Origin of the sequence: Leeuwenhoekiella sp. CH_XMU1409-2 (genome assembly GCF_037029365.1) — a bacterium.
Classification (GTDB): Bacteria; Bacteroidota; Bacteroidia; order Flavobacteriales; family Flavobacteriaceae; genus Leeuwenhoekiella; species Leeuwenhoekiella blandensis.
Genome location: NZ_JAYMEI010000014.1, coordinates 42,765 through 67,192 on the forward strand (window position 1 = coordinate 42,765; position 24,428 = coordinate 67,192).

Below are 24,428 nucleotides of genomic sequence, written 5' to 3' on the forward strand. Positions count from 1 at the left end.
TATTCTTTTATGGATGAGTTACTTCGTAACTTGAAGATCACTATCAATGACAACGTCTATTTAAAAGACCCGGAATCTTCCTCGTTAGGAAGACGCATCGTAGAACATGGCATTCTACTCATCAATGATTTAGGCTTTGATAATTTCACTTTTAAAAAACTCGGAGAGCGTATAGAATCTAACGAGAGTTCTGTATACCGGTATTTTGAGAATAAGCATAAATTTTTGATCTACTTAACCAATTGGTATTGGGGCTGGAAAGAATACCAACTGGCTTTTGCAACTGCAAACATCCACGATCCTAAAGAAAAATTAGAACAAGCGATAGAAATATTAACGCGCGAAGTAGAAGAAGATCATTCGTTCAATCATATTAATGAGGTGGCGTTAAACAAAATCGTGATTAACGAGTACTCTAAATCCTATTTGACTAAAGAAGTTGACGATGAAAATAAAGAGGGATATTTTGTGATTTATAAACGGCTCACCACACGCTTAAAAGAAATGATTGCCGATGTGAATGAGGGCTATCCGTATCCTGCAAGTTTGGCCAGCACTATTCTCGCAGGATCTTTGCACCAACACTTTTTGAAAGATCATTTTACCTCGTTGACCGATTGTAGTAAAAAGACTTCACCTTCACAGTATTTTATACACCTCACTTCAAACTTATTAAACTCCTAATTATATATGGATTCTAAAACATTAACGCCCTGGCAACGTTTTGTACGGCTTTTAAAATTAGAGAAGCAAGATTTTTTGCAGATTCTCTATTACGCCATATTTGCGGGAATTGTGAGTCTCTCGCTTCCGTTAGGGATTCAGGCTATTGTAAATCTTATCCAAGGTGCACAAATCACCACGTCGTGGATCATTCTTGTGATTTTGGTTACCCTTGGCGTTGCTTTTGTTGGCGCACTACAATTGATGCAAATACGCATACTTGAAAACATTCAGCAGAAGATCTTTACACGCGCTTCTTTTGAGTTCACCTATAGATTTCCTAAAATTAAAATGAGCGAACTCAAAGATTATTATCCTCCGGAATTGGCCAATCGCTTTTTTGATATTCTTACGATTCAGAAAAGTTTGTATAAACTGGTACTTGATTTTCCGGCGGCTTTGGTACAGATCATCTTTGGTCTTATTCTGCTTTCCTTTTATCATCCGTTTTTTATTTTCTACGGAATCTTACTCATTTTGCTTATTTATCTGGTATTTAAATTCACAGGAAATACCGGTTTGCAAACGAGCTTGAATGAATCAAAATATAAATACAAAATCGCGCATTGGATTCAAGAAATCGCGCGTGCTCTGGTAAGCTTTAAACTTTCAGGAAGATCGAGTCTGGCATTAGATAAAAACGATGCTTTGGTAAGTGATTATGTAGACTCGCGTGAAAGTCACTTTAGAATTTTACGCATTCAGTTTATACAAATGATCGCGTTTAAGGTTTTGGTAACCGCAGGTCTTTTGCTTATAGGTGGAATTCTGGTACTCAATCAACAGATGAACATTGGTCAATTTGTGGCTGCAGAGATCATTATCGTTCTTATCATAGGTTCTGTAGAAAAGCTCATCTTAGGATTAGAGAATTTTTATGACTTGCTTACCGCGTTGGAAAAGGTGGGACAGGTCGTAGATAAGAAACTGGAAGACCAGGAACTTTCTAAACCCTTTGAAGCAGAAGATAATCTTCACTTAGAACTGCGCAATGTAAGCTATGAAGATCACGCCGATGAAGTCACCATACTCGACAAAGTCTCTCTTAAAATCAATCCAGGAGATCACGTGCTTGTAAATGGCCCTAACGGATCTGGCAAGTCTACACTGCTTAAGATCATCGCAGGAATTTTAGAACCAACTAGCGGGGAATTCTTTATCAACAACAAATCGGTTAAAGGTATTCAGTTGAATCATTACCGGGCATTACTTGGGCAATCTTTTCCTGAAGAAACTCCTTTTGAAGGCACCATTCTCGACAATATCACGTTTGGTGATAAAACGGTTCCTCAGAAAAACATCGACTGGGCGGTTGAAAAAATGGGCCTTGCTGATTTTGTAAAAGATCAACCCAACGGACTCAACACCTTGATCAAGCCAGAAGGACAGCGTTTATCAAAAACGATTGCAGATAAAATCGTGATGGCGCGTAGTATCGTGCGCAAACCTAAACTGCTTATTCTCAAAGAACCACTCACAAAGTTTTCGACAGAAGAAAAAGAACGCATTGTAAACTTTTTATTTGATAAGTCAAATCCGTGGGCCATCATTGTTGCCAGTAAAGACAAGGCATGGCAAAATTGCTGCGAGAGAACCTTATGGCTTGACTCCGGTAAACTTTCAACTTCAAATTAGAAACCTATGCTTAATATATCTCAAGATAAAATAAACGAAAAGGTTGATATTTCGGGCTACAAGGCATCAAAGAAAGTCCTTGAGAAAAAGCATTATGCTTACTTCAACCGCTTTTTAAAGGTATTCAGCATTATTCTGATCATTGTACTTTTTCTACCGTGGACGCAGACGATCTCTGGTATAGGTTATGTCACCACCCTAACCCCAGAACAACGCCCGCAAACCATACAATCTCCTATCCCCGGCCGTATAGAAAAATGGTATGTACGTGAAGGTGATTTTGTAGAGAAAGGAGACACTATTCTCTTTATTACTGAAGTAAAAAATGAATACTTTGACCCAAACCTTGTCGAACGAACCGATCAACAGGTACGTGCAAAAGCAAGTTCTGTTGAATCGTACAGAAATAAAGTAAACGCTTTAGGAAATCAAATTGAAGCCTTGCGTAATGAACGCGTTCTAAAACTGCAACAAGCAGAAAATAAACGTATTCAGGCCGAACTTAAAATCAAAAGCGACAGTATCGATTTTGAAGCTACAAAAACTAATCTTCGTATTGCAGAACGTCAATATGAGCGTACGTTAGGTCTTCAACAAGAAGGTCTAAAAGCGGTCACCGATGTTGAAGAAAAACGCTTAAAACTTCAGGAAGCTCAGGCAAAAATCATTTCTCAAGAGAATAAATTACTTGCAAGTCGTAACGAACTGCTCAATGCTCAAATCGAGCTAAATCGTCTTGAAGCGACCTATGCTGATAAAATTTCAAAAGCACAAAGTGATCAAGCTACTGCCCTTTCTACACAACTTGATACTGAAGCAGCGGTAAGCAAATTAGAAAACACCAGAACGAATTATGAAATACGCAACGCGTTATATTACGTACGTGCACCGCAAAGTGGATACATTAACAAAGCTATCATAGGCGGTATCGGAGAAACGTTTAAAGAAGGGCAACAACTGGTAAGCATTATGCCTTCTGACTTTGACATCGCCGTTGAAACCTATGTTAAGCCTATAGATTTACCCCTAATTCATAACGGCGAAAAAGTACGTATTCAGTTTGATGGTTGGCCATCTATTGTGTTCAGCGGTTGGCCTTATAATTCCTTCGGAACTTTTGGAGGTAAAGTAGTCGCTATTGAACGCTTCATTAGTCCTAACGGAAAATACCGCGTACTTCTGGCACCAGATCCTGATGAGCAACCTTGGCCTGAAGCCTTACGTATAGGCGCCGGCGCGAGCACCTTGGCACTTCTTGAAGATGTGCCTATCTGGTATGAATTATGGCGAAAACTGAATGGCTTCCCGCCAAATTACTACACGCCTAGTGATTCTAACGATTCAAAAGAAAAAGATAAGAAATGAGAAAGCCTCTAGTTTTACTCATACTACTCCTCTACGGTTCTGGGCTTTTTGCTCAAGATCAGGAACTGCAAATCTTAAGCTTTGAAGAATATATAAGCTTGGTAAAGCAAAACCATCCGGTGGCTAAGCAGGCAAACCTTATCTTAGAAACCGGGGACGCAAAACTGCTTAAAGCCCGTGGTGGGTTTGATCCTAAAGTAGAAGTAGATTTTGACCAAAAGGTTTTTAAAGAGACCGAATATTACAATTTACTCAACGCTACTTTTAAAGTCCCAACCTGGTATGGTATTGACTTAAAAGCGCAGTTTGAAGAAAATGAAGGCTATTATTTAAATCCGCAGAAAACCGTACCTGAAAACGGATTGTATACCGCAGGAATTTCGGCATCTTTAGGACAAGGTTTATGGATTAATGAGCGTATGGCTACGCTTAAACAGGCAAAGGTTTACCGGCAACAAGCTCGTGCAGATCTCGACCTTGCGGTAAACCAGGTTTTGTACAATGCTGCTATCGCTTATTTTGACTGGCTTCAAGCTTATAAAAAAGTACTGCTCTACGAGCGTGCCTTAGAAAATTCAATCATTAGATTTAGAGGAATCAAGCGAAGTGCGCTCGCAGGAGATATTCCTTTGATCGATACTACCGAAGCTAAAATAAGCGTTCAGAGCAGGGATTTGAGCCTGAGAGAAGTGCGCTTAGAATACATTCAGAAAAAGCTAGAATTGGCCAACTTCTTATGGCTGGGTAACAATATTCCTGTAGAACTGCAAGAAGCCGTCTATCCGCAGGAAGATTTACAATACGTAGTTGATGAAACCCTTAAAATCACAGGCTTTGATATTGCAAACTTTCAGATAGAAGAACATCCTAAAATGCGTTCGCTTGCCTACAAAGTACAAGGTCTCGAGATCGAAAAGCGTTTGAAAGGAAATAAGTTGCTTCCGGTGATTGATGTTAATTATAATTTTATCACTTCAGAACCTGATAATCTGGATAGCTTTTATACCCAAAATTATAAAGCCGGGCTACACTTTAAAATGCCTTTATTCCTTCGGAAAGAACGCGGAGATCTTCAACTTGCGAAGCTTAAACTTCAAGATTCTGAATTAGAATTAACCAACTCCAGACTAGAATTGCAAAACAAGGTGAGAGCCGTGAATACAGAACTCATCACGCTTAAAGAGCAGAATATCGTAGCTGAAGAACTTGTCGTGAATTACGCCACGATGCTCAATGCAGAAGAGCGCAAATATCAGGTGGGAGAAAGTTCAATTTTCTTGATCAATTCGCGCGAGTTAAAGCTTATTGATTCACAATTGAAACAAATCGAGATTACCTATAAATTACAAAAGGCTAAAGCCAAGCTATTCAAAACGCTTGCTACCAATCCAGATAATATTTAGAAGACTTTTAATTGCCTGAATTCTTTGAGGTATTATTCTACCTAAAAATGGTTTAAACCCACCATCTAAATACCGCGATTTTCTCGCTAATCTTCGTAACTTTGCGCTCCAAAAAAGAGATTAATGATCATTGTAAAAACCAGAGAAGAGATAGAACTTATGCGTGAAAGCGCATTAATCGTTTCAAAAACTCTAGGAGCCCTTGCACCAGAAGTTAAACCAGGAGTAACCACGCTCGAACTCGATAAAATTGCAGAGACCTGCATTCGCGATCACGGGGCTGTACCCGGATTTCTTGGTCTGTACGACTTTCCCAATTCGCTTTGCATGAGTCCTAATGAGCAAGTGGTTCACGGTATTCCTAATGACAAACCTCTTGAAAATGGAGACATCATCTCTATTGATTGCGGCGCACTCAAAAATGGATTTTATGGTGATCACGCCTACACCTTTGAAGTAGGTGAAGTTGAACCGGCAACAAAAAAACTTTTGGAAGTTGCTAAGGCATCACTTTACAAAGGAATCGAGCAATTTAAGTTTGGCAATCGCGTAGGTGATGTGGGCTATGCTATTCAACAATATTGCGAAGCGCACGGCTACGGAATTGTACGCGAACTGGTAGGTCACGGTGTTGGTGCTTCTATGCATGAAGATCCCGAAATGCCTAATTATGGTCGTCGCGGTCGTGGTAAAAAATTTATTGAAGGTATGGTCGTAGCGATCGAACCTATGGTCAATCGCGGTACACACCGTATTAAACAGCATCGTGATGGCTGGACGATCACCACACGTGATGGGGAGCCAAGTGCTCATTTTGAGCACGATGTTGCATTAGTTGATGGAAAACCTGAGCTTCTTTCTACTTTTAAGTATATTTATGACGCCCTAGGAATCGTAAGTGATGAAGAAGACGCTTTTAGAGCGCAACCTATAACCAATTAACTAACAAAATACCAAGTGCCATGCAGCTAGAAACTTGGATCGACTACCGTGAAGAAAACTGGGAAGAAGGCTATAAAATTGGGCTTTCAAATTACGGTCAAGTACGTAGTTACAATAAAAACCCTAAAGGAAATATTATCAAAGGTGGGCATATTAACGGCTACATCACGGTAAACATTAAACTCGCAGGTGGTAAACGTCGCAACTTCTATCTGCACAAATTATTGGCAAAAGCATTTCTTAAAGCCGGTGAGAACGAAAAAGCTGTTCTACATCTCAATCACGACAAGACAGACAATCGTATTACCAACCTAAAATGGGCAACGCATAAAGAGCGCTATGCGCATCAAAAAACAAGTCCGTTAGATATAAAACGTCGTACCTCGGGAGAACGCCATTACACCAAATTAAGCTATGCTGAAGCTAAAGTGCTCAAGAAAAAATTGCTAGACCCTAACCGTCGTACACGCTTAAAAGTATTGGCAAAACAGTTTGGCGTTTCTGAAATGCAATTGCACCGTATCAAGACCGGTGAAAACTGGGGTGATCTTCAAGTATGATTGCACAGCTTTTTAAACGTGTTCTAAATTTAGTTCCCAGACCGCTTTTAATCCGTTTGAGCTATGTTGCACGTCCTTTTCTGGCGCTTAGCTTGCGCGGAGACACCTATCAAGACCCCATAGACGGAAAGACTTTTAAAAAGTTTTTACCTTATGGTTACGAGAATCAACGCGAAAATGTGCTCTCCCCTTCTACGCTTTCTCTCGAGCGCCACAGGTTGCTCTGGCTCTATTTAAAGAACGAAACAGATTTTTTTAAAGCTCCTAGAAAAGTGTTGCACTTCGCACCGGAACAAGCTTTTTACAAGCGCTTCAGAGCCATGAAAAATCTCGACTACACTACTACAGACTTAAATTCGCCGCTGGCAGATGTGAAAGCAGATATATGCGACTTGCCATTCGAAGATGATTCTTACGATGTTATTTTCTGTAACCACGTCTTAGAACATATTCCCGATGATACAAAAGCAATGCAAGAGCTTTATCGTATTCTAAAATCCGGCGGAATGGCTATTTTACAAATTCCGCAGGATTTGCAGCGAGCAGATACTTTTGAAGATAACAGTATCACAGACCGAAACGAACGTGCAGCAATTTTTGGGCAATACGATCACGTGCGTATTTACGGTCGCGATTATTTTGATAAATTACGTACTATCGGTTTCAAAGTACATGAGGTCGATTATACCGCGCAGTTAGATGCTGCAGAAGTTGATAAATACCGACTTGCAAAAGGCGAGATTTTACCGGTTTGCTTTAAATAATATGTATGCTCAAAAACTATATCTTCTTACTTGTTTTAGTTATTTACAGCAATTGGACCTACAGTCAAGCTAATGATTGTACCGATGCAATAATTCTCTGCGGAAACACACCCGTTGGCGTTGAACCAAACGGTGTTGGTTTTGATGAATTCAGTTTACCGGGGAATTTTGTCCCACCTTGCTATAATTTCAATAATGCCACCGTGTGGTTTGAGATCAATATTGAAGAAGGAGGAAGCTTAGGCTTTGATATCGTTCCTGAAAACGGAACCGATGATTTTGACTTTGCAGTTTATGGTCCGGTGACCGATTGCGCCAACTTAGGTATGTCTATCCGCTGCAGTAGCACCAACCCTCAGGCCGCTGGAGTAAGCGCTAACACCGGTTTAAATTCCACCGAAACAGACCTCTCAGAAGGACCTGGTGGTGACGGCAATGGTTATCTTCAAGAATTAACAGTTAATGCCGGTGAGCGCTACTACTTGCTTGTTGATCGCGCTCACGGCGCCGAAGGTTTTGAAATTAATTTAAATGGAACCGCCAAATTACCAGAAACACCCGATTACAATACCGTTCAGGATCTTGAGGTTTGTGATGATGATGGAAACGATGATGGTTTTTATTCTTTTGATCTATCAAGTCACGCTTCAACTATTATAAGCGGACATCCGGATTCTGAAGTAAGTTTTCACGCATCATTAGGTGACGCTAATTTAAATCAGAATAGCCTACCTAACCGCTACACCAATACCCGCGCAAATTCTCAAACTGTTTATGCTCGTATAACCAGCAGAACAGGACCCTGCTCTTCTATCGAAGAATTTGATCTTATTGTAAACAGAAGTCCGGCTTACAACAATCCCGACCAACTTTATATTTGTAATGCTTCAGGTATTGAAAATTACGATCTCACAGCCTTAAATGAGCAAATAACTCAGGAAGGTACCGATTTAGATATCACCTATTACAGGTCGTCTATTGATGCGTTTACTAATCGCGGTGCTATAACTGCTGTAGATGTTCCGCAAAGCGGAATTGAAATTTTCTTCACTATACGAAGTAACGCTACAAGCTGTGTCGTTACCGATAGTTTTAGAATCGATTATGAGTTTGGCCCTACCTTAAGCCAACCCAGTACAATAATTGCGTGTCGAGATGGGAACAACGCCCTTACTTATGACTTTTCAAATATTGAAACCGAAGCCCTAAATGGTCTTGATCCCGATGATTACGACACGTATCTTTATGAGTCCATACAAGACCGCGCCAATGACAGCAACAGATTACCGCTGAACTGGCAAGCTTCAGCAGACTCAAGAACTATTTATTTTAGAAGTATCAATCTCTTGACCGGATGCTATTCTGATGGCTCGTTTGACATTTTAGTTGTTGATCCTCCAGTGTTCCAGCTTGCTGAAATTCACTATTTATGTATCGATGACCCTAATCCATTTACGTTAGCGATCGCTTCCGGATTTGCGTTTTATGAATGGAGTACTGGTGAAAGCGGCGCCAATTTAAATGAGATTGTTATTGATCAACCCGGCGTGTATGACGTGACGGTTTACAATTCATATGGCTGCAGCACAACAATGTCAACTGAGGTATTTGAGTCTGAAAGAGCCACAATAACAGAAATAGAAGTTGTAGGCTTAAACTACCCTCAAAATGAAGCCACGATCACAGTAACCGGACTAGGATCGTATGAGTTCGCTCTTGACGGTGGTCCTTTTGGGTCCAATCCTACTTTTGGCGGTCTTTCAAGAGGCTATCACAACATTGCTGTTCGAGACATTAATGGCTGCGGAACGGTGGTTTCTCAAGCCTTCTTAATTCTTGATTACCCAAGATATTTCACACCTAATGGCGACGGAATTCACGATCAATGGGAGTTGATAGGTTTAGAAGAATATCCGGGTGCTATCGTACGTATATATAACCGCTACGGAAAACTTTTGAAAGAGTTAGGCGCACAAAATGCCAGCTGGGACGGCACCTACCTAGATAAACTACTCCAAGCCGATGATTATTGGTTTGAACTTCTTTTACCGGAAGGAGCGCGTGTTACAGGTCACTTTAGCTTAGTTAATTAGAAGGTACTAAGTACTGCTGAAAATTAGCTGACATAAAAACCTGAACACTGTCTGCTTCAGTTTGCGTATAAAGCAAGTAGGCATCAATTCCTGCTACATTTGCCAGTACCTCTTTGGCACGTTCATAACCCAAGGCCATAAAAGCAGTTGCAAAGGCATCGGCTTCTGCGCAGCTATTTGCTATTACCGTAGCACTGAGCACATCACTTTTTTCTGCCAAACCCGTTAATGGGTTCACCGTATGCACATACCGCTGACCGGTCACAGTATCAACACGAAACTTGCGGTAGTTTCCTGAGCCCGCCATCCCTTTATTTATTAACGTAACCGCTTCGGTGTAATCACGATCGGTTACCGGCGCATTAATGTTTTCTATTCCTACACGCCAAGGCTTATCCTTATCCAGGTTTTTTCCCTTTGCCAACAATTCCCCTCCCAATTCGATCAAGTAATTTTCTACTCCGTTTTGTTCCAGCATAACTCCAATACGATCGATACAATATCCTTTTGCGATACTGTTGAAATCAAGATAAACCGACTGATTCTCTTTAAGGATTTTCCCTGCTTCAGAAATTTTGATTTTATCCAAACCTACATAGGCCTTTAAAGAATCTAAAACCACACTATCAAGCTGTTTGAGCGGTTTTCCCGGACCAAAACCATAAGCATTTACCAAAATACCAACGGTTGGATCGTAATAACCCTTAGTAGCCTGATACACCGTTCTGGATAAAGCCAGAACTTCTTTAAACATCTCATCAACAACAACCGAAGTATCTCCGGCATTTATTCTCGAAATGTCAGAATCTGGTTGATAAGTGCTCATCGATTGATTAATCGCAGTAACGGTTGAATCAAATTTTTGAGCAACTTCAAAACGTTCATTTGCGTAAAACTGCACTTGATAGCCGGTACCTAAAGCTTGCCCGCTTAAAACCACCAATTTTGGTTCTGATTTGCAGCCAATCATCAATAAAACAACAACTAGTAATGTTAAAGATCTCATCATTCTATTTCTTGTAAACCATTATAAATTACCGTGTAAGCATCTCCTTTTTCCACAGGCTTACCATAATCTTCAGCACTACCTAAACCTACACCCGCGTAAAAAGTTCGGGCATTAAACTTATCGGCATGTAGTTTCATTTCGCTCATAAAACCTTCGTCATAGGTATTGGCGTTTTCAGGATAGCCCACCGCACGTACAATAACAAAATGCAGCTTTTTATTCTTTAAAGCCACAAACTGAGGGTTACGCTTCAACTGGCTATTCACCCCTAAAAACTCAAAACCTTGCTCTTCTAAATCCTTCCCTACGATATTCATCGCAAGGTTATGAAGCTCCTGTTTATTTAATAATTCTGCCATGCTACAAAGATACTACGCTCTAAATTATAGTAGAAAAAAAGCCGCTACTTTCGTAACGGCTTTTGCATTTTATAAACTTTAGAAGATTAACCTCCAAAGTCATCAAAACGAATATTCTCATCTGGGATACCAAAATCCTCTCCCATTTTTTGAACTGCTTTGTTCATTAATGGCGGCCCACAGAAATACAATTCTATTTCTTCTGGCTCATCATGCTTGCTCAAATACTGCTCAATTACAGCGTTGTGAACAAAACCAACAAAACCGTCACCTTCACTATGAATGTCTTCTTTTACCTTCCAGTTATCCTCTTCTAATGGCTCAGAAAGCACTAAGTAGAAACTGAAATTTTCAAACTCTTTTTCTAAGTCATAAAAATGTTGAAGGTAAAATAGCTCACGCTTAGAACGACCACCATACCAATACGTCACTTTACGACCAGTCTTTAAGGTTTTGAATAAGTGATATAAATGCGAACGCATTGGCGCCATACCTGCTCCACCACCTACATAAAGCATTTCTGCTTCAGACTCGTTGATGAAGAATTCACCGTAAGGCCCAGAAATAATTACTTTATCACCTTTCTTTCTACTGAAGATATAAGAAGAAGCTACACCAGGATTTACATCCATCCAACCGCCTTTAGCACGATCAAATGGTGGTGTTGCGATACGTACATTCAACATAATCTCGCGTCCTTCTGCAGGGTAAGAAGCCATTGAATACGCACGCTCTACAGTTTCGTTATTTTTCATCACAAGTGGCCAAAGTTTAAACTTATCCCACTCTTCCTGAAACTTATCTGGAGTCTCGTGCTCTTCTGGATGCGCAGTAATATCAATATCTTCAAACTTCACTGTAGTTTCAGGAATTTCGATTTGAATATATCCACCCGCTTTATAATCCATATCTTCAGGAATTTCAACAACGAATTCCTTGATAAACGATGCTACGTTGTAGTTACGTACAACAGTTGCTTCCCATTTCTTAATACCAAATACCTCTTCAGGGATTGTGATATTCATGTCTTGCTTCACCTTTACCTGACAAGCAAGACGTGCTCCTGCTGCTAATTCTTTACGGGTAAAGTGTGGAGTTTCGGTAGGTAGTGCTTCACCACCACCTTCTAAAACGTGACACTCACACTGAATACAAGTACCACCACCACCACAAGCAGATGGTAAGAATACTTTTTTTCCACCTAAAGTAGAAAGTAATGAACTACCTGAATCTACTTCAATTTCTTTCTCTCCGTTGATGGTAATTTTTACCGGACCTGATGGAGATAATTTTTCTTTTGCAAAAAGTAGTAATCCTACTAACACAAGTGTTAGTACTAAAAACGCTACTACAGTTGCTGCGATAACTCCTCCTGTACTTGCTGCTAAAAACATATTTACTTGTTGTTTATTTCTTGAGATACTTCAGCTAAAGATTCATCCTCTTCAGTCGTATCTTGACTTTGAACTTCTACTTTTGCTACCTCATCAGTCGTTTCGGTTTTCTCCTCACCTCCGGTAAGCATTCCTCCAAAACTCATAAAACCAATAGCCATAAGACCTGTAATGATAAAGGTAATTCCCAATCCTCTCAAAGGAGCAGGCACATTAGAATATCTAATTTTCTCACGGATAGCAGCAATTGCTAAAATCGCTAGAAACCAACCTATCCCTGAAGCAAGACCATAATTGAATGCCAGACCTAAAGTTTGAATATCTCTAGACTGCATAAATAATGATCCTCCTAAAATCGCACAGTTTACAGCAATAAGCGGTAAGAAAATACCCAAGGAGTTGTATAATGATGGTGCAAATTTTTCAACTACAATCTCTACGAGCTGTACCATTGTTGCAATGGTCGCAATAAAGAGAATGAAAGATAAAAAGCTCAAATCATAATCTGCATATTCTGGTCCTAACCACGTTAAGGCTCCCGGACGCAATACATACTGATCTAATAACCAGTTCATAGGTACTGTTACTGCAAGTACAAAGATTACTGCAGCACCCAGACCCACAGCGGTAGAAACTTTTTTAGACACTGCCAAGTAAGAGCACATCCCAAGGAAGGTGGCAAATACCATATTGTCTATAAAAATTGATTTAAAAAATAACTCTACGTGTTCCATTTTTTTATAATAAGAAGTTAGAAAAGAGGAAAACCTCCATTCGTAATCTTTAGTTTTCTTCGATTAACTCTTTGTTTCTAGAACGCTGTACCCAAATGATGATTCCCACCACTATAAGTGCCATTGGCGAAAGCAACATAAAACCGTTGTTTTCGTACCCAATTGCATAAAGTCCTGTTTTTGCGATTGGATCTCCTAGTACTTTAAATCCTAATAAGGTACCCGAACCTAATAGTTCTCTAAAGAAACCTACGATAATCAAGATCAACCCATAACCGGCAGCATTACCAATACCGTCTAAGAACGATCTGTAAGGACCGTTACCTAATGCAAAGGCTTCAAAACGTCCCATAATGATACAGTTGGTAATAATAAGACCTACGAAAACCGAAAGCGTTTTACTCAACTCGTAAGCAAATGCCTTAAGCACTTGGTCAACGATGATTACCAAAGCTGCTACAACAACCAGCTGTACGATAATTCTAATTTTTGACGGAATGATATTACGCATCAAAGAAATCACGACATTACCTACTGCAAGTACAAACACTACCGAAAGTGCCATCACTATCGAAGCTTTTAACTGAGCTGTAATTGCAAGCGCCGAACAAATACCTAATACCTGAATGGTAATTGGGTTGTTATCTGCTAGAGGATCTAGAATGAGACCTCTGTCTTTTTTAGATAGTAGTGCCATAATTATAATTTAATATCTTTTAAGTAAGGTATATAAAGCTTAACGGTACTATTGATCATAGCAGTCACACCGTTACCGGTAATGGTTGCTCCAGCAATGGCATCAACTTTTCCATCATCCTTACGTTCGTTTAATGGGTCGTTATTTCCTTTTGCTACAGTGATCCCTGAGTACTGCGTACCGTTCATAATTTCTTCACCGGTGAAGTCATCCATAAAATAACGCTCCTTGATGTTTGCACCAAGTCCTGGAGTCTCACCTTTGTGATCAAAGAATACACCTTGAACAACATAATCAGCATCAAGAGCCACAAAGCCCCAGATCGCATCCCAAAGTCCTTTACCGTAAAGCGGTATAATGTAATAATCTTTACCTTCTTTTTCTCCTACGAACAATGGAAGCTTACGCTCTGACATATCTTTGCTTAATTCACCTTTAAGGTCAATCAAATATGCAGAACTATCTTTTTTCACTTCTCCGTTCTGGATAACCAATTGTTCTTTGATATATTTTGAAAACTCAGCCTCAACCTCGTTTGCCGGAATAAAATTCACTGCGCCTTCAACATTCTCATTTACGCCCATAGCATAAAGGATGTTCTGTTGCTTTTCAAAGCGCTCATTCTCGGTAATCGTTGGCTTCAAGCTTGATGCGGTAAAAGCTAATAATGCTCCCACTACAAGCACCATCACTATAGCAAAAATTATCGTGTAACTGTTTTTATCTGTATTTGCCATTATTAAGCAGTTTTAAGTTTTAAACGTTTCATACGTTTTTTAACGTTTGCCTGTACCACGTAGTGATCAATTGTAGGTGCAAAAACGTTCATTAATAAGATCGCTAAGAATACACCTTCTGGATATGCAGGGTTAAATACACGAATCATGATCGAGAAGAACCCGATTAAGAAACCGTACCAATATTTACCGGTATTGGTTTGTGATCCAGAAACAGGATCTGTGGCCATATACACGATACCAAAAGCAATTCCTCCTATGATCAGGTGCTCCCAATATGGAGTACTCATCAATCCATAGAATTTACTTGATTCTGTTATCCAACCAGCATCTGCAACACCGTTAAAGATCAATCCCATTACTGCAGCTCCAACGATCGCACTTAGAATAATTCTCCAGCTTGCGATCTTGGTAAACATTAAGAACAAACCTCCTAGTAAAATCAAGAATGTAGAAGTCTCTCCTACAGAACCAGGAATAAACCCAAAAAACTTATCAGCAAAATCATATACTACAGAAGAATTCTGCGCATAAGAACCTAAAATTGTTTCTCCTGAAATCGCGTCTGGAGTACCTACTGCTTCTTTAGCTCCGTGAACCCAAACTTTATCACCACTCATCCAAGTAGGATAAGCAAAGAATAAAAAGGCTCTAATCGTAAGTGCAGGATTCAAAATATTCATCCCGGTACCTCCAAAAACTTCCTTACCAATTACAACACCAAAAACAATTGCAACAGCAAGCATCCATAATGGGATATCTACCGGTACAATTAAAGGTACAAGCATACCTGTTACAAGATATCCTTCTTCTACTTCGTGTCCTTTGATTACAGCAAAAATGAATTCAACTAAAAGTCCAACTCCATAAGAAACAATCACTAATGGAAGCACCGTAATTGCACCCATCGTAAAATTGTCCCAAGTAAAAAAGTTACCAAAAAGGCTTGCTTCTCTAACAATTCCATTTGCTGCATCAACTGCCGCATAATGTTGGTAACCTGCATTAAAAATACCCCATATTAAAACAGGGATAAGCGCCATGATCACCGTGTTCATGGTACGCTTTAAATCATCTACGGCTCTAATATGAGCTCCGTTATGCGTGGTTTCATTAGGCGTATAAAGAAAGGTGTGCAATGCATTAAATGCAGGCGCCATTTTCTTGCCCTTGAAATCCTCTTTAATTCCGTGTAATTTTTCTTTTAATCCCATAGCTTTTATCCTATTTCAGCGTACATTAAATCAAGTCCTTTACGAATTATTGCTTGGTGTGGTTGTTTTGACACACAAATAAACTCGGTAAGCGCGAAATCTTCAGGAGCTACTTCATACATCCCTAAAGCTTCCATCGCATCAAGATCTTGTACCATACAAGCCTTTAATAATTGCAATGGGTAAATATCCAAAGGAAAAACCTCTTCATAATTACCAGTCACTACAAATGCACGATGCTCACCATTTGTATTGGTATCTAGATCGTATTTCTTATTTGGGAACAACCAAGAGAAAGTTAAAGCTCTTGATGAAGAAATCTTGTTGAATACCGGCTTATTCCACCCAAAGAGTTCGTAATCATCTCCTTCAGGAATAGCAGCAAATTCATTGTGGTAGTACCCTAAATGCCCGTCTGCATTTACTTGATCTCCAGTTAACACATTTCCTGAGATCATACGTACGTTATCACCTTCAATACCTGCTGAATATGCAAATGTTGAAACTTCAGCTCCTATCTTAGTCTTATAATATTTAGGCGCTTTAATACCAGATCCTGAAACTGAAATCACGCGCTCAGGGTTAAACTTCCCGGTTAAGAAAAGCTCTCCGATGATCGCTAAATTCTCAGGCGCTACGGTCCAAACGGTTTCTCCTTTATTTATTGGAGCGATTTTATTGATTTGCGTACCTACATTTCCACAAGGGTGTGGTCCTGAAACCGTATGCATCTCTACTTCGCTTATGTTAGCAAAAACAGAATCTGAAGCTTTACCTACTCCTAAATAGATCTTACCTGAAGTCAATTTACTCAACGCGGTAATTGCAGCCTGTATATATGCTTCTTTACCCTTCAGACTAAAATTGTAATCAGGCGCCAATGGAGCACTGTTGTGTCCTGAAATAAAAATAGCATCAGGAGTCGTCTCTGTGTTGGCAATAATATCATAAGGACGCTGCTTGATAAATGGCCAAAGACCAGATTCTAGCATACGCGCCTTGATCGCCTCGGCATTTGCAGCATTTACATCAAGCGTAGGAAATTCTACCGTAGTATCCTTACCATCTGCTTCAATTACTAAATGTGTAATAACGCGTTTTGCTCCTCGTTTAATTTCAGTAAGTGTTCCACTTACAGGTGAAACAAATTTGATACTTTCATCTTTTTTAGCGTAGAAAAGTGGCTCTCCTGCTTTTAGGCTAGCTCCTTCTTTATATAACATCTTAGGTGTTACCAGATGAAAATCTGAAGGCTTGATCACATAAGTTCTTGATTTTGGTGCCTCGGCGATCGACTTTTCAGCCTCGCCCACCAATTTAATATCAAGACCCTTTTTGATCTTAATGTCTTTTGACATAGGAAGTATATGTTAAAGTTCTTGTTATTCTCAACCCTTTATATGCTTGAATTGAGGTGTGCGAATTTACAAATTTTACAAGCTTCTAACACAAACTATAATATAAAAATAAAGCGGCATTATTTTCGTTACATTTGAAGGCGCTCAAACCGCTTATAACACCTAGTTTTAGACCTTATTCAGACTGTTTCCAAATAAGGGCTGTTTGCTTCGTTCACGGCGCTTTAAACCTGAAATTTCAAAATGAAAACGTTTTCGACATTCTTACTCTTGGTGCTCTCACACTTCGCTTTTAGTCAGGTAGCTGTTGAAGTTGCTGCACCACCTTACATAAAATCGGTTCAATTTTATAGCAATACGTCTCAAAGTCAGCTCCCGGTATTGCGACTTGGTGACCCGCTTAATTTAAGTTTTGATGATATTATAGGTGATGAAGCAGACTATTATTACACCATTACACACCACAATTATGACTGGACACCTTCGGTACTTGCTAAAACCGAATATTTAAAAGGAGTCGATGACGTGCGCATTATGAATTATACAAATTCGGTAAGCACACTTCAACTTTACACCCATTACGAACTTCAAATCCCAAACCAATACACTACTGCTTTATTGAAATCTGGAAATTATCTGCTTAGTGTTTTTAACAATGAGGACGAACTTATTTTCTCACGTAAGTTTATGATTTATGATCCTCAGGTAACGGTAGGTGTAGAAATTTTACGCACGCGAAACCTTGAATACATCGAAGAAAAACAAGTAGTAAACTTTAATGTAGATGGTGGCGACCTCATTCTTATTAACCCGGAAAACACGGTCAAACCGCTTATCATTCAGAATAACGACCTCAAAAGAGCCATCGGTCCTATCAAACCACAATTTAGCATTGGTAATATGCTGCAATACCGTTATGATGAAGAGACGTCTTTTTTTGCCGGTAACGAGTTTTTTGACTTTGACAACAAAGACATTCGCGCCGCAACCAACAGAGTTCAATATATCGAACTTATAGATTTATACCACAATTACCTCTTCGGAAACATCACGAGAGACAATACAGTCTACACATACAACCCTGACCTGAATGGTAATTTCAAGATCAATACCATTCAAGGCGATGAACCCAAGGTTAATGCAGAATATGCCTGGATTCATTTTAGTCTAGATCATCCACAGCGCGCATTAGATGAAGAAATTCACGTCTATGGAAATTTTAACAATTATGTGATCGAAGACGCAACCAAAATGCAGTATAACCCTGAAAGCAAGCGCTATGAATTGCCCTTACTTTTAAAGCAAGGCTATTACAATTATCGCTATGTTGTAGTAAAAGATGGCAGCTTACTTCCCTTTAATCCTGTAGATGGAGATTTTTGGCAAACTGAAAATATCTATGATGTCCTTATATACTATAGAGCTCCCGGCAGCCGTTTTGATGAGCTCATAGGTCGCGGAAATGCGCTTTCAACTTCTATTTCTAATGTGCGTCGCGATTGATTTCTAAGAAAATCGTTTTATCTTTAAATTGTGAATGACAAACTAGAACAATCTTCGAGAAAATCACTCAGTTATCGCAGTAATGAATGCCTCAATTGCGGGCATCCTCTAGAATTAAGCGACAGATACTGTTCCTACTGCGGGCAACTCAATTCTACAAAAAGGTTATCCTTAGGTGATTATGTAAATGAGTTCATCATAAGTATTGTGAATTATGATTCTCGTTTTAGATATACGGTTAAAGATCTACTTTTTAAACCCGGCGTGATCACTCGCAATTTCACCTCCGGTAAGCGCATGCGTTACGCAAACCCCTTTAGGTTTTTTCTAAGCGTAAGTATTATTTATTTTTTGATCAGTGGTTTTATCGATTTTATGCAAATCAATGAAGTTGAATCTGAAAACAATTCTTCGCTTCAGAATTTATTCAATTTTCAAAAGGATAAAGACAAGCCGGAAATCGCATTAGATTCGATTGCCTATTACAAAGACCTTGCATTAAAAACCAAAAACCAAGACAGCTTAGAGCGTCTTCCTTTTGTATATGCTCGTGAACAAAGCTTAGACACGACAAATTTCTTTGAACGCAGCTTTTTTAAGTTTAAAATGTTTCAAGGTTTTTCATTACAAACTCAAATCAAAAATCCTTATCAAGCACTTGATAGCCTAGAGTATTCCAAAAGCAGATTTAATATTTGGCTGTATGAGCGAGAAAATGGCTTTGAACGCATACAAGAAAATCCTGTAGAATTTGGTCAGTATTTGGCTGAAAAAATTCCGGTGTTCTTATTCTTCCTCGCACCGATTTTCGCTTGCTTTTTTCTCTTGCTTTATTTTAAAAGATACTCTTTTAAATACATTAAAGAAGAATTGAAAAACACCAATCACAAGGTATTTAGTCGGTTGTACAAAATCCCGTACCTAGGTCCTTTTTGCTTGAACCTAATAGCCTGCTTCAGGAAGTTCTTTGTGGTAAAACGCAAATACAACTATATGGAACATGTGATCTTCATCTTTCACATTTTCACATTCCTCTTTTTAGTATTACTCATTTTATTAATACCTGAATTCCTAATAGGCTCCGAAGTTCTTTCCGGAATTTTCATCCTGGTAATCGCTCCGTTTTACTTTTATAAAGCTCTACGCAATTTCTACAAAGAAAGTCGTTTACGTACAATTTTTAAGTTTTTCATTTTAAATAGCGTATTTTTATTGCTAGGTTTAGTTGTGGGTAGTGTATTTTTTATACTCACTGCTGCATTATATTAAATTATGGTCGAACAAGTAACCAAAGGCATTCGCGTCTCTGTAGACACTTATTTTGAAGGCTCTTTCTCAAAAGAGGGACTGCTCTTCTACGCTTTTGGTTATAAAGTAAGCATCACAAACAACAGCACAGACACAGTACAACTCCTAAGTCGCTCTTGGGATATTTACGACGCCTTAAATGCACAAGAGAAAGTTATAGGTGAAGGTGTGATCGGAAAAAAGCCGGTACTCAACCCTGGACAAACACACACCTACTCTTCAGGTTGTTTGCTACGCTCACCTTTTGGCGCGATGAACGGTTACTACACCATGATCAATTTTACCAATTCCTCTCAATTTCAAGTATACATCCCTACCTTCAAATTAAGTGCAACACATTTGCTTAACTAGCAGGATTCGACAAATTCTTTCTACAAATTCACAAGCCACTTCGAGTAAAGTTCTTGGCCATTCGTTCAAAACAAATTTTCTATTTCAAGCCAAACCAAAGGATCTAAAATCCATTGGCGATACCAAAAAATACTGTAGTATTCCGCTAAGGTATTGCCTTTTATATTTTGTAACTTTAGCGGATTCAATGTTCAAGAGAACAATTAATAAAAAATCAAAAAAATAATTATATGTCAAAAGGATTTTTTGAAGTACCTGTTGCGATTAACGAGCCTGTAAAAAGCTACGCGCCAGGAACTCCAGAACGAGATGAAGTATTAACCGCTTATAAAGATTTATACAACAGCACTATTGATGTGCCACTTTATATAAATGGAGAGAAAATTGAAACGGCCAATACCGCTACAATGGCTCCGCCTCACGATCACCAACACATTTTAGGAAACTACAGCCTTGCTGAAAAATCACATATTGAAGATGCTATTGCAAGCGCATTAGAAGCTCGCAAAAAATGGGCAAAAATGCCTTGGGAACAGCGCGCTGCAATATTTTTGAAGGCTGCAGAACTTATACAAGGGCCTTACCGCTACAAGATTAATGCAGCTACTATGCTGGCGCAGTCTAAGAATATTTTTCAAGCTGAAATTGACTCGGCTTGTGAGCTTATAGACTTTTTACGTTTTAACGTACAGTATATGAGTGAAATTTATTCTGAGCAACCAGAATCTTCAGCAGCTGCCTGGAACCGTGTAGAACATCGCCCACTCGAAGGTTTCGTTTACGCTATCACTCCATTTAATTTTACTGCGATCGCAGGAAATTTACCGGCAGCTCCGGCACTTATGGGTAACACCGTTGTTTGGAAACCAAGTGACAGTCAGGTGTATTCTGCTCAGGTAATTATGGAAGTTTTTGAAGAAGCAGGTGTTCCTGCAGGTGTGATCAATATGGTGATGGGAGATCCTGAAATGATCACCGACACGGTTTTAGCGAGCCCTGACTTCGCCGGGATTCACTTCACAGGTTCAACACACGTATTCAAAAATATCTGGGCCAAAATAGGTGCAAACATTCACAACTATAAAACGTATCCTCGTATTGTAGGTGAGACTGGTGGTAAAGACTTCATCCTTGCGCATCCAACTGCAAAACCTCAACAAGTGGCTACAGCTATTTCAAGAGGAGCGTTTGAATTTCAAGGGCAAAAATGTAGTGCTGCAAGCCGCGTTTATGTTGCCAAGTCGATCTGGTCTGAAGTAAAAGATGCTTTATTAAAAGACATCAAATCTTTCAAAATGGGTTCTCCGGAAGATATGAGCAACTTCATAACTGCTGTTATTCACGAAGGCTCTTTTGACAAACTGGCCAAATACATTGACCAAGCTAAAGAAGATAGCGAAGCAGAAATTATTGCCGGTGGAAATTACGATAAGTCAAAAGGGTATTTTGTAGAACCTACAGTTATCGTAACTACCGATCCTAAATATACCACGATGACTACAGAACTTTTTGGACCTGTGGTAACGATCTATGTATATGAAGATGCAGATTGGTCAAAGACTTTAGAACTTGTAGACGATTGCGAATATGCCTTAACTGGTGCCGTTCTAGCAGCCGATAGATATGCGATCACCGAAGCTACAGATGCGTTACAAAATGCAGCGGGTAACTTCTACATCAATGATAAACCTACAGGAGCTGTTGTTGGTCAACAACCCTTTGGTGGTGCTCGTGCATCTGGTACAAACGATAAAGCAGGAAGTGTGCTTAACCTATTGCGTTGGGCTTCTCCTCGCTTGATCAAGGAAACATTTGTAACTCCAGAAGACTACAGATATCCATTCTTAGGAGAATAAACGACCTCAGGAGATAACTCAATAAAGCTATCGTATTCAACGCGATAGCTTTATTTTTGATCAAACCCCAATGTTAACTAAACGTTACCTAAAGTTAACCTTAAGGTTAATTGAATTTGTTTTTTTAACTTTGTATAGAATCAAAAAGGAAGAACCATGACAACGACGGAGGATAGCAAGATGTATGTACTGAAAGTAAAATATTCGGTAATCGATGTGTCAAAAAAGAAAAGTAAAAGAAGAATTACGCGAAAAAAAGAGAAATTATATCTCGTGCGCGATCCTGAAAGTATCGACGATAAATTAAAAGAATTGGAAGATACATTACTTGAGATCGATCAAGAACAACGCGCCACGCTTATAGAACGCGCGCAGGAATTTCTAAGAAAATTTGGTACTCGATGCAACCGCACGTACCTCAATATGCTACGAACTTAAGATTAACCGCCTAAAGGCAAGCCTCGGGGTTTTAAACCCGTGGTGGTACCAATAAAAAATGCGACTCCATTTGAGTCGCATTTTTTATTTATGTTTAGTCTAGCCCTTATACTTCAACGGTAAATGCACCACCTTTTTGGTTTCAAAAAATTCTTCTTCAAAGTAGTCGTTTAGATCATAAATGGTTGCCGAAGTATAAAGCTTCAATTCTTCAGTTAAATCCCCACCTTTCAGATATAGAATTCCGTTTTTGAGTTCGTGTTCACTTTTCTTTGCAATTCTGCCTTTGATCCATCGCACAAAAGTTTCCATCTGAGCCACAGCCCTGCTTACAATAAAATCATATTGCCCATCAATATTCTCAACGCGATCGTTTGTGATCTTCACATTGCTCAACCCTAAGCCCGCTGAAACTTCTTCAACAACTTTGATCTTTTTACCGATACTATCTACCAGATGAAATTGCGTTTCAGGAAATAATATCGCCAATGGAATTCCAGGAAAACCACCTCCCGTTCCAACATCAAGAATAGAAGCTCCGGGATTGAATTTTTGCACTTTCGCTATTCCCAAAGAATGCAAAACATGACGCAAATAGATCTCATCAATGTCTTTACGAGAAACTACGTTGATCTTTAGATTCCAATCTTGATACAAATCGTTCAGTTTTTCAAACTGATTTAACTGAGTATCACTAAGATCTGAGAAATAATGCTTGATAAGCTCCATATTCGACTTTTATGGCAACAAAATTAGGATTTCGGGCGTTAAATTAAAGGATTTTCAGACCTTAAAACGATATAAATCTTATTTTTGAGGTCGCGTTAAAAAAGACTTAAAAAAAAATGCTTTTTTACGCTAAGCTTTAAATTATGGAGAATACAAAGACAATAAAATTTTCGAGAGTAGATTCGGCAAAATTCTTCCGAACCCTCAACAAGCGTGTAAACACGTACTTTAAAGAGAACAACGTAGAACGAACAGGAAACTGGAAATTGTACTTGAAAACAATTATTATGTTTTCGCTATTTCTGACGCCTTACTTCTTATTACTGAGCATCGACTTACCGGGCTGGGCACAATTGCTTCTTACGATCGTAATGGGTGTTGGTATGGCCGGCGTAGGTATGAATGTAATGCACGATGGTAACCATGGCTCATTCTCAAAGAAAAAATGGGTAAATAAAATTATGGGAAGTAGCATCTACATTCTTGCCGGGAACGTTTATAACTGGCAAGTACAACACAATGTGCTTCACCATACCTACACCAATATTCACGGTCACGATGAAGATCTTGAGGCGGGTCGTATTCTAAGATTTTCAAAACACGCAAAATGGTATAAGCATCACCGTTTTCAACATTTTTACTCAATCTTCTTATATGGTCTATTAACTTTTAACTGGGCGCTGACCACAGATTTCCTTCAAATGAAGCGTTATCTGAAACGTAAATTATCCTATGGAGAATTCCCAAATCCAAAATTGGAATGGACTAAACTCGTGATCACAAAACTCATCTATTTAAGCATCTGGATCATTCTACCATTACTTGTTTTAGATATTGCCTGGTGGAAGGTTTTATTAGGCTTTTTTGTGATGCATTATACTGCCGGAGTAATTCTAAGTGTGGTATTTCAATTGGCACACGTGATTGACGAAGCAGATATGCCGCTTCCTGATCAAACCGGAACGATGAAAAACACGTGGGCAATACATCAGTTATTTACCACAGTGAATTTTTCTACAAAAAATAAAGTTGTGAACTGGTTTACCGGCGGACTCAATCATCAGGTTGAGCACCATATTTTCCCGCATATCAGCCACATTCACTACACTAAGATTTCAAAAATCGTTAAAGAAACGGCTCAGGAGTTTAACCTACCCTATAATGAGTATAAAACGACGCGTAAAGCGATCATTGCTCATTTTAAATATTTAAAAGAGATGGGGATGCAACCCGCTCTTCAACCTGCTTAATTATTT

Annotated in this window: 23 protein-coding genes; 14 read left to right on the forward strand and 9 right to left on the reverse strand. The window is 39.1% G+C overall.

Annotated elements, in window-relative coordinates:
* The first annotated feature begins 9 nt into the window (after positions 1 to 9).
* The 8 genes from WA338_RS14430 (at position 10) to WA338_RS14465 (ending at position 9,485) form a co-directional block, all read left to right on the forward strand.
* Entirely contained in the window at positions 10 to 684 is a 675-nt protein-coding gene (locus WA338_RS14430) for a TetR/AcrR family transcriptional regulator (protein WP_009779380.1), read from the forward strand.
* Between the two features lie 6 nt (positions 685 to 690).
* Complete coding sequence (locus WA338_RS14435) at positions 691 to 2,358, forward strand: peptidase domain-containing ABC transporter (RefSeq protein ID WP_009779379.1); 1,668 nt, start codon at positions 691 to 693, stop codon at positions 2,356 to 2,358.
* Positions 2,359 to 2,364: 6 nt separating this feature from the next.
* Complete coding sequence (locus WA338_RS14440; RefSeq protein WP_009779378.1) at positions 2,365 to 3,723, forward strand: HlyD family secretion protein; 1,359 nt, start codon at positions 2,365 to 2,367, stop codon at positions 3,721 to 3,723.
* The gene (locus WA338_RS14445; protein ID WP_009779377.1) at positions 3,720 to 5,126 is read left to right on the forward strand and encodes a TolC family protein; all 1,407 of its coding nucleotides are present in this window, start codon (positions 3,720 to 3,722) and stop codon (positions 5,124 to 5,126) included. Before WA338_RS14440 ends, WA338_RS14445 begins: the two co-directional genes overlap by 4 nt.
* A 123-nt stretch (positions 5,127 to 5,249) precedes the next feature.
* The gene (map, locus tag WA338_RS14450) at positions 5,250 to 6,068 is read left to right on the forward strand and encodes a type I methionyl aminopeptidase (protein ID WP_009779376.1); all 819 of its coding nucleotides are present in this window, start codon (positions 5,250 to 5,252) and stop codon (positions 6,066 to 6,068) included.
* 20 nt (positions 6,069 to 6,088) lie between these two features.
* Positions 6,089 to 6,628: an HNH endonuclease gene (locus tag WA338_RS14455; protein WP_009779375.1), complete on the forward strand. Its 540-nt coding sequence runs from the start codon at positions 6,089 to 6,091 to the stop codon at positions 6,626 to 6,628.
* Positions 6,625 to 7,392, forward strand: coding sequence for a class I SAM-dependent methyltransferase (locus tag WA338_RS14460; protein WP_009779374.1), 768 nt, complete (start codon positions 6,625 to 6,627; stop codon positions 7,390 to 7,392). The genes WA338_RS14455 and WA338_RS14460 overlap by 4 nt, the downstream gene beginning before the upstream one ends.
* 5 nt (positions 7,393 to 7,397) lie before the next feature.
* A complete protein-coding gene (locus WA338_RS14465; protein WP_272984718.1) occupies positions 7,398 to 9,485 on the forward strand; it encodes a T9SS type B sorting domain-containing protein in 2,088 nt (695 codons plus the stop codon).
* Here the strand turns inward: WA338_RS14465 and WA338_RS14470 are convergent.
* From WA338_RS14470 to WA338_RS14505, 8 genes are all read right to left on the reverse strand, one after another.
* Positions 9,478 to 10,494, reverse strand: a complete 1,017-nt coding sequence (locus WA338_RS14470; protein WP_009779372.1) for an FAD:protein FMN transferase — start codon at positions 10,492 to 10,494, stop codon at positions 9,478 to 9,480. The genes WA338_RS14465 and WA338_RS14470 overlap by 8 nt on opposite strands.
* Positions 10,491 to 10,853: a hypothetical protein gene (locus tag WA338_RS14475; protein ID WP_009779371.1), complete on the reverse strand. Its 363-nt coding sequence runs from the start codon at positions 10,851 to 10,853 to the stop codon at positions 10,491 to 10,493. Before WA338_RS14475 ends, WA338_RS14470 begins: the two co-directional genes overlap by 4 nt.
* Before the next feature lie 86 nt (positions 10,854 to 10,939).
* Positions 10,940 to 12,247 carry an NADH:ubiquinone reductase (Na(+)-transporting) subunit F gene (gene nqrF / locus WA338_RS14480; RefSeq protein ID WP_009779370.1) on the reverse strand — a complete coding sequence of 436 codons (1,308 nt, stop codon included), beginning with the start codon at positions 12,245 to 12,247 and terminating at the stop codon, positions 10,940 to 10,942.
* 2 nt (positions 12,248 to 12,249) lie between these two features.
* Complete coding sequence (nqrE, locus tag WA338_RS14485) at positions 12,250 to 12,981, reverse strand: NADH:ubiquinone reductase (Na(+)-transporting) subunit E (RefSeq protein ID WP_009779369.1); 732 nt, start codon at positions 12,979 to 12,981, stop codon at positions 12,250 to 12,252.
* Positions 12,982 to 13,030: 49 nt separating this feature from the next.
* Positions 13,031 to 13,678 carry an NADH:ubiquinone reductase (Na(+)-transporting) subunit D gene (locus WA338_RS14490; protein ID WP_009779368.1) on the reverse strand — a complete coding sequence of 216 codons (648 nt, stop codon included), beginning with the start codon at positions 13,676 to 13,678 and terminating at the stop codon, positions 13,031 to 13,033.
* A gap of 2 nt (positions 13,679 to 13,680) precedes the next feature.
* Entirely contained in the window at positions 13,681 to 14,415 is a 735-nt protein-coding gene (locus WA338_RS14495) for a Na(+)-translocating NADH-quinone reductase subunit C (RefSeq protein ID WP_009779367.1), read from the reverse strand.
* Positions 14,416 to 14,417: 2 nt separating this feature from the next.
* Positions 14,418 to 15,629, reverse strand: coding sequence for an NADH:ubiquinone reductase (Na(+)-transporting) subunit B (locus tag WA338_RS14500; RefSeq protein WP_009779366.1), 1,212 nt, complete (start codon positions 15,627 to 15,629; stop codon positions 14,418 to 14,420).
* Positions 15,630 to 15,634: 5 nt separating this feature from the next.
* The gene (locus tag WA338_RS14505; RefSeq protein WP_009779365.1) at positions 15,635 to 16,987 is read right to left on the reverse strand and encodes a Na(+)-translocating NADH-quinone reductase subunit A; all 1,353 of its coding nucleotides are present in this window, start codon (positions 16,985 to 16,987) and stop codon (positions 15,635 to 15,637) included.
* Between the two features lie 243 nt (positions 16,988 to 17,230).
* On the opposite strand from WA338_RS14505, the gene WA338_RS14510 reads away from it, so the two are divergent.
* The 5 genes from WA338_RS14510 (at position 17,231) to WA338_RS14530 (ending at position 22,443) form a co-directional block, all read left to right on the forward strand.
* Positions 17,231 to 18,490 (forward strand): type IX secretion system plug protein, encoded by a 1,260-nt coding sequence (locus tag WA338_RS14510; protein ID WP_272984719.1) that lies wholly within the window; start codon positions 17,231 to 17,233, stop codon positions 18,488 to 18,490.
* 30 nt (positions 18,491 to 18,520) lie between these two features.
* Complete coding sequence (locus WA338_RS14515) at positions 18,521 to 19,759, forward strand: DUF3667 domain-containing protein (protein WP_195891554.1); 1,239 nt, start codon at positions 18,521 to 18,523, stop codon at positions 19,757 to 19,759.
* A gap of 3 nt (positions 19,760 to 19,762) precedes the next feature.
* Entirely contained in the window at positions 19,763 to 20,149 is a 387-nt protein-coding gene (gene apaG / locus WA338_RS14520; RefSeq protein ID WP_009779362.1) for a Co2+/Mg2+ efflux protein ApaG, read from the forward strand.
* Positions 20,150 to 20,379: 230 nt separating this feature from the next.
* Positions 20,380 to 22,005 (forward strand): L-glutamate gamma-semialdehyde dehydrogenase, encoded by a 1,626-nt coding sequence (gene pruA / locus WA338_RS14525; RefSeq protein WP_009779361.1) that lies wholly within the window; start codon positions 20,380 to 20,382, stop codon positions 22,003 to 22,005.
* Positions 22,006 to 22,161: 156 nt separating this feature from the next.
* The gene (locus WA338_RS14530; protein ID WP_009779360.1) at positions 22,162 to 22,443 is read left to right on the forward strand and encodes a hypothetical protein; all 282 of its coding nucleotides are present in this window, start codon (positions 22,162 to 22,164) and stop codon (positions 22,441 to 22,443) included.
* A 99-nt stretch (positions 22,444 to 22,542) separates the two neighbouring features.
* Here the strand turns inward: WA338_RS14530 and rsmG are convergent, their stop codons facing one another.
* Positions 22,543 to 23,172 (reverse strand): 16S rRNA (guanine(527)-N(7))-methyltransferase RsmG, encoded by a 630-nt coding sequence (gene rsmG / locus WA338_RS14535; protein WP_272984720.1) that lies wholly within the window; start codon positions 23,170 to 23,172, stop codon positions 22,543 to 22,545.
* A gap of 143 nt (positions 23,173 to 23,315) precedes the next feature.
* Between rsmG and WA338_RS14540 the strand changes: the two genes are divergently transcribed.
* Positions 23,316 to 24,422 (forward strand): fatty acid desaturase family protein, encoded by a 1,107-nt coding sequence (locus WA338_RS14540; protein ID WP_009779358.1) that lies wholly within the window; start codon positions 23,316 to 23,318, stop codon positions 24,420 to 24,422.
* Positions 24,423 to 24,428 lie beyond the last annotated feature (6 nt).

Excerpts from the sequence above, each read along its gene's own strand:
- WA338_RS14430 (WP_009779380.1), top strand. The coding sequence starts at position 10 with ATGGATGAGTTACTTCGTAACTTGAAGATCACTATCAATGACAACGTC.
- WA338_RS14435 (WP_009779379.1), top strand. The coding sequence starts at position 691 with ATGGATTCTAAAACATTAACGCCCTGGCAACGTTTTGTACGGCTTTTA.
- WA338_RS14440 (WP_009779378.1), top strand. The coding sequence starts at position 2,365 with ATGCTTAATATATCTCAAGATAAAATAAACGAAAAGGTTGATATTTCG.
- WA338_RS14445 (WP_009779377.1), top strand. The coding sequence starts at position 3,720 with ATGAGAAAGCCTCTAGTTTTACTCATACTACTCCTCTACGGTTCTGGG.
- map (WP_009779376.1), top strand. The coding sequence starts at position 5,250 with ATGATCATTGTAAAAACCAGAGAAGAGATAGAACTTATGCGTGAAAGC.
- WA338_RS14455 (WP_009779375.1), top strand. The coding sequence starts at position 6,089 with ATGCAGCTAGAAACTTGGATCGACTACCGTGAAGAAAACTGGGAAGAA.
- WA338_RS14460 (WP_009779374.1), top strand. The coding sequence starts at position 6,625 with ATGATTGCACAGCTTTTTAAACGTGTTCTAAATTTAGTTCCCAGACCG.
- WA338_RS14465 (WP_272984718.1), top strand. The coding sequence starts at position 7,398 with ATGCTCAAAAACTATATCTTCTTACTTGTTTTAGTTATTTACAGCAAT.
- WA338_RS14470 (WP_009779372.1), bottom strand. The coding sequence starts at position 10,494 with ATGATGAGATCTTTAACATTACTAGTTGTTGTTTTATTGATGATTGGC.
- WA338_RS14475 (WP_009779371.1), bottom strand. The coding sequence starts at position 10,853 with ATGGCAGAATTATTAAATAAACAGGAGCTTCATAACCTTGCGATGAAT.
- nqrF (WP_009779370.1), bottom strand. The coding sequence starts at position 12,247 with ATGTTTTTAGCAGCAAGTACAGGAGGAGTTATCGCAGCAACTGTAGTA.
- nqrE (WP_009779369.1), bottom strand. The coding sequence starts at position 12,981 with ATGGAACACGTAGAGTTATTTTTTAAATCAATTTTTATAGACAATATG.
- WA338_RS14490 (WP_009779368.1), bottom strand. The coding sequence starts at position 13,678 with ATGGCACTACTATCTAAAAAAGACAGAGGTCTCATTCTAGATCCTCTA.
- WA338_RS14495 (WP_009779367.1), bottom strand. The coding sequence starts at position 14,415 with ATGGCAAATACAGATAAAAACAGTTACACGATAATTTTTGCTATAGTG.
- WA338_RS14500 (WP_009779366.1), bottom strand. The coding sequence starts at position 15,629 with ATGGGATTAAAAGAAAAATTACACGGAATTAAAGAGGATTTCAAGGGC.
- WA338_RS14505 (WP_009779365.1), bottom strand. The coding sequence starts at position 16,987 with ATGTCAAAAGACATTAAGATCAAAAAGGGTCTTGATATTAAATTGGTG.
- WA338_RS14510 (WP_272984719.1), top strand. The coding sequence starts at position 17,231 with ATGAAAACGTTTTCGACATTCTTACTCTTGGTGCTCTCACACTTCGCT.
- apaG (WP_009779362.1), top strand. The coding sequence starts at position 19,763 with ATGGTCGAACAAGTAACCAAAGGCATTCGCGTCTCTGTAGACACTTAT.
- pruA (WP_009779361.1), top strand. The coding sequence starts at position 20,380 with ATGTCAAAAGGATTTTTTGAAGTACCTGTTGCGATTAACGAGCCTGTA.
- WA338_RS14530 (WP_009779360.1), top strand. The coding sequence starts at position 22,162 with ATGACAACGACGGAGGATAGCAAGATGTATGTACTGAAAGTAAAATAT.
- rsmG (WP_272984720.1), bottom strand. The coding sequence starts at position 23,172 with ATGGAGCTTATCAAGCATTATTTCTCAGATCTTAGTGATACTCAGTTA.
- WA338_RS14540 (WP_009779358.1), top strand. The coding sequence starts at position 23,316 with ATGGAGAATACAAAGACAATAAAATTTTCGAGAGTAGATTCGGCAAAA.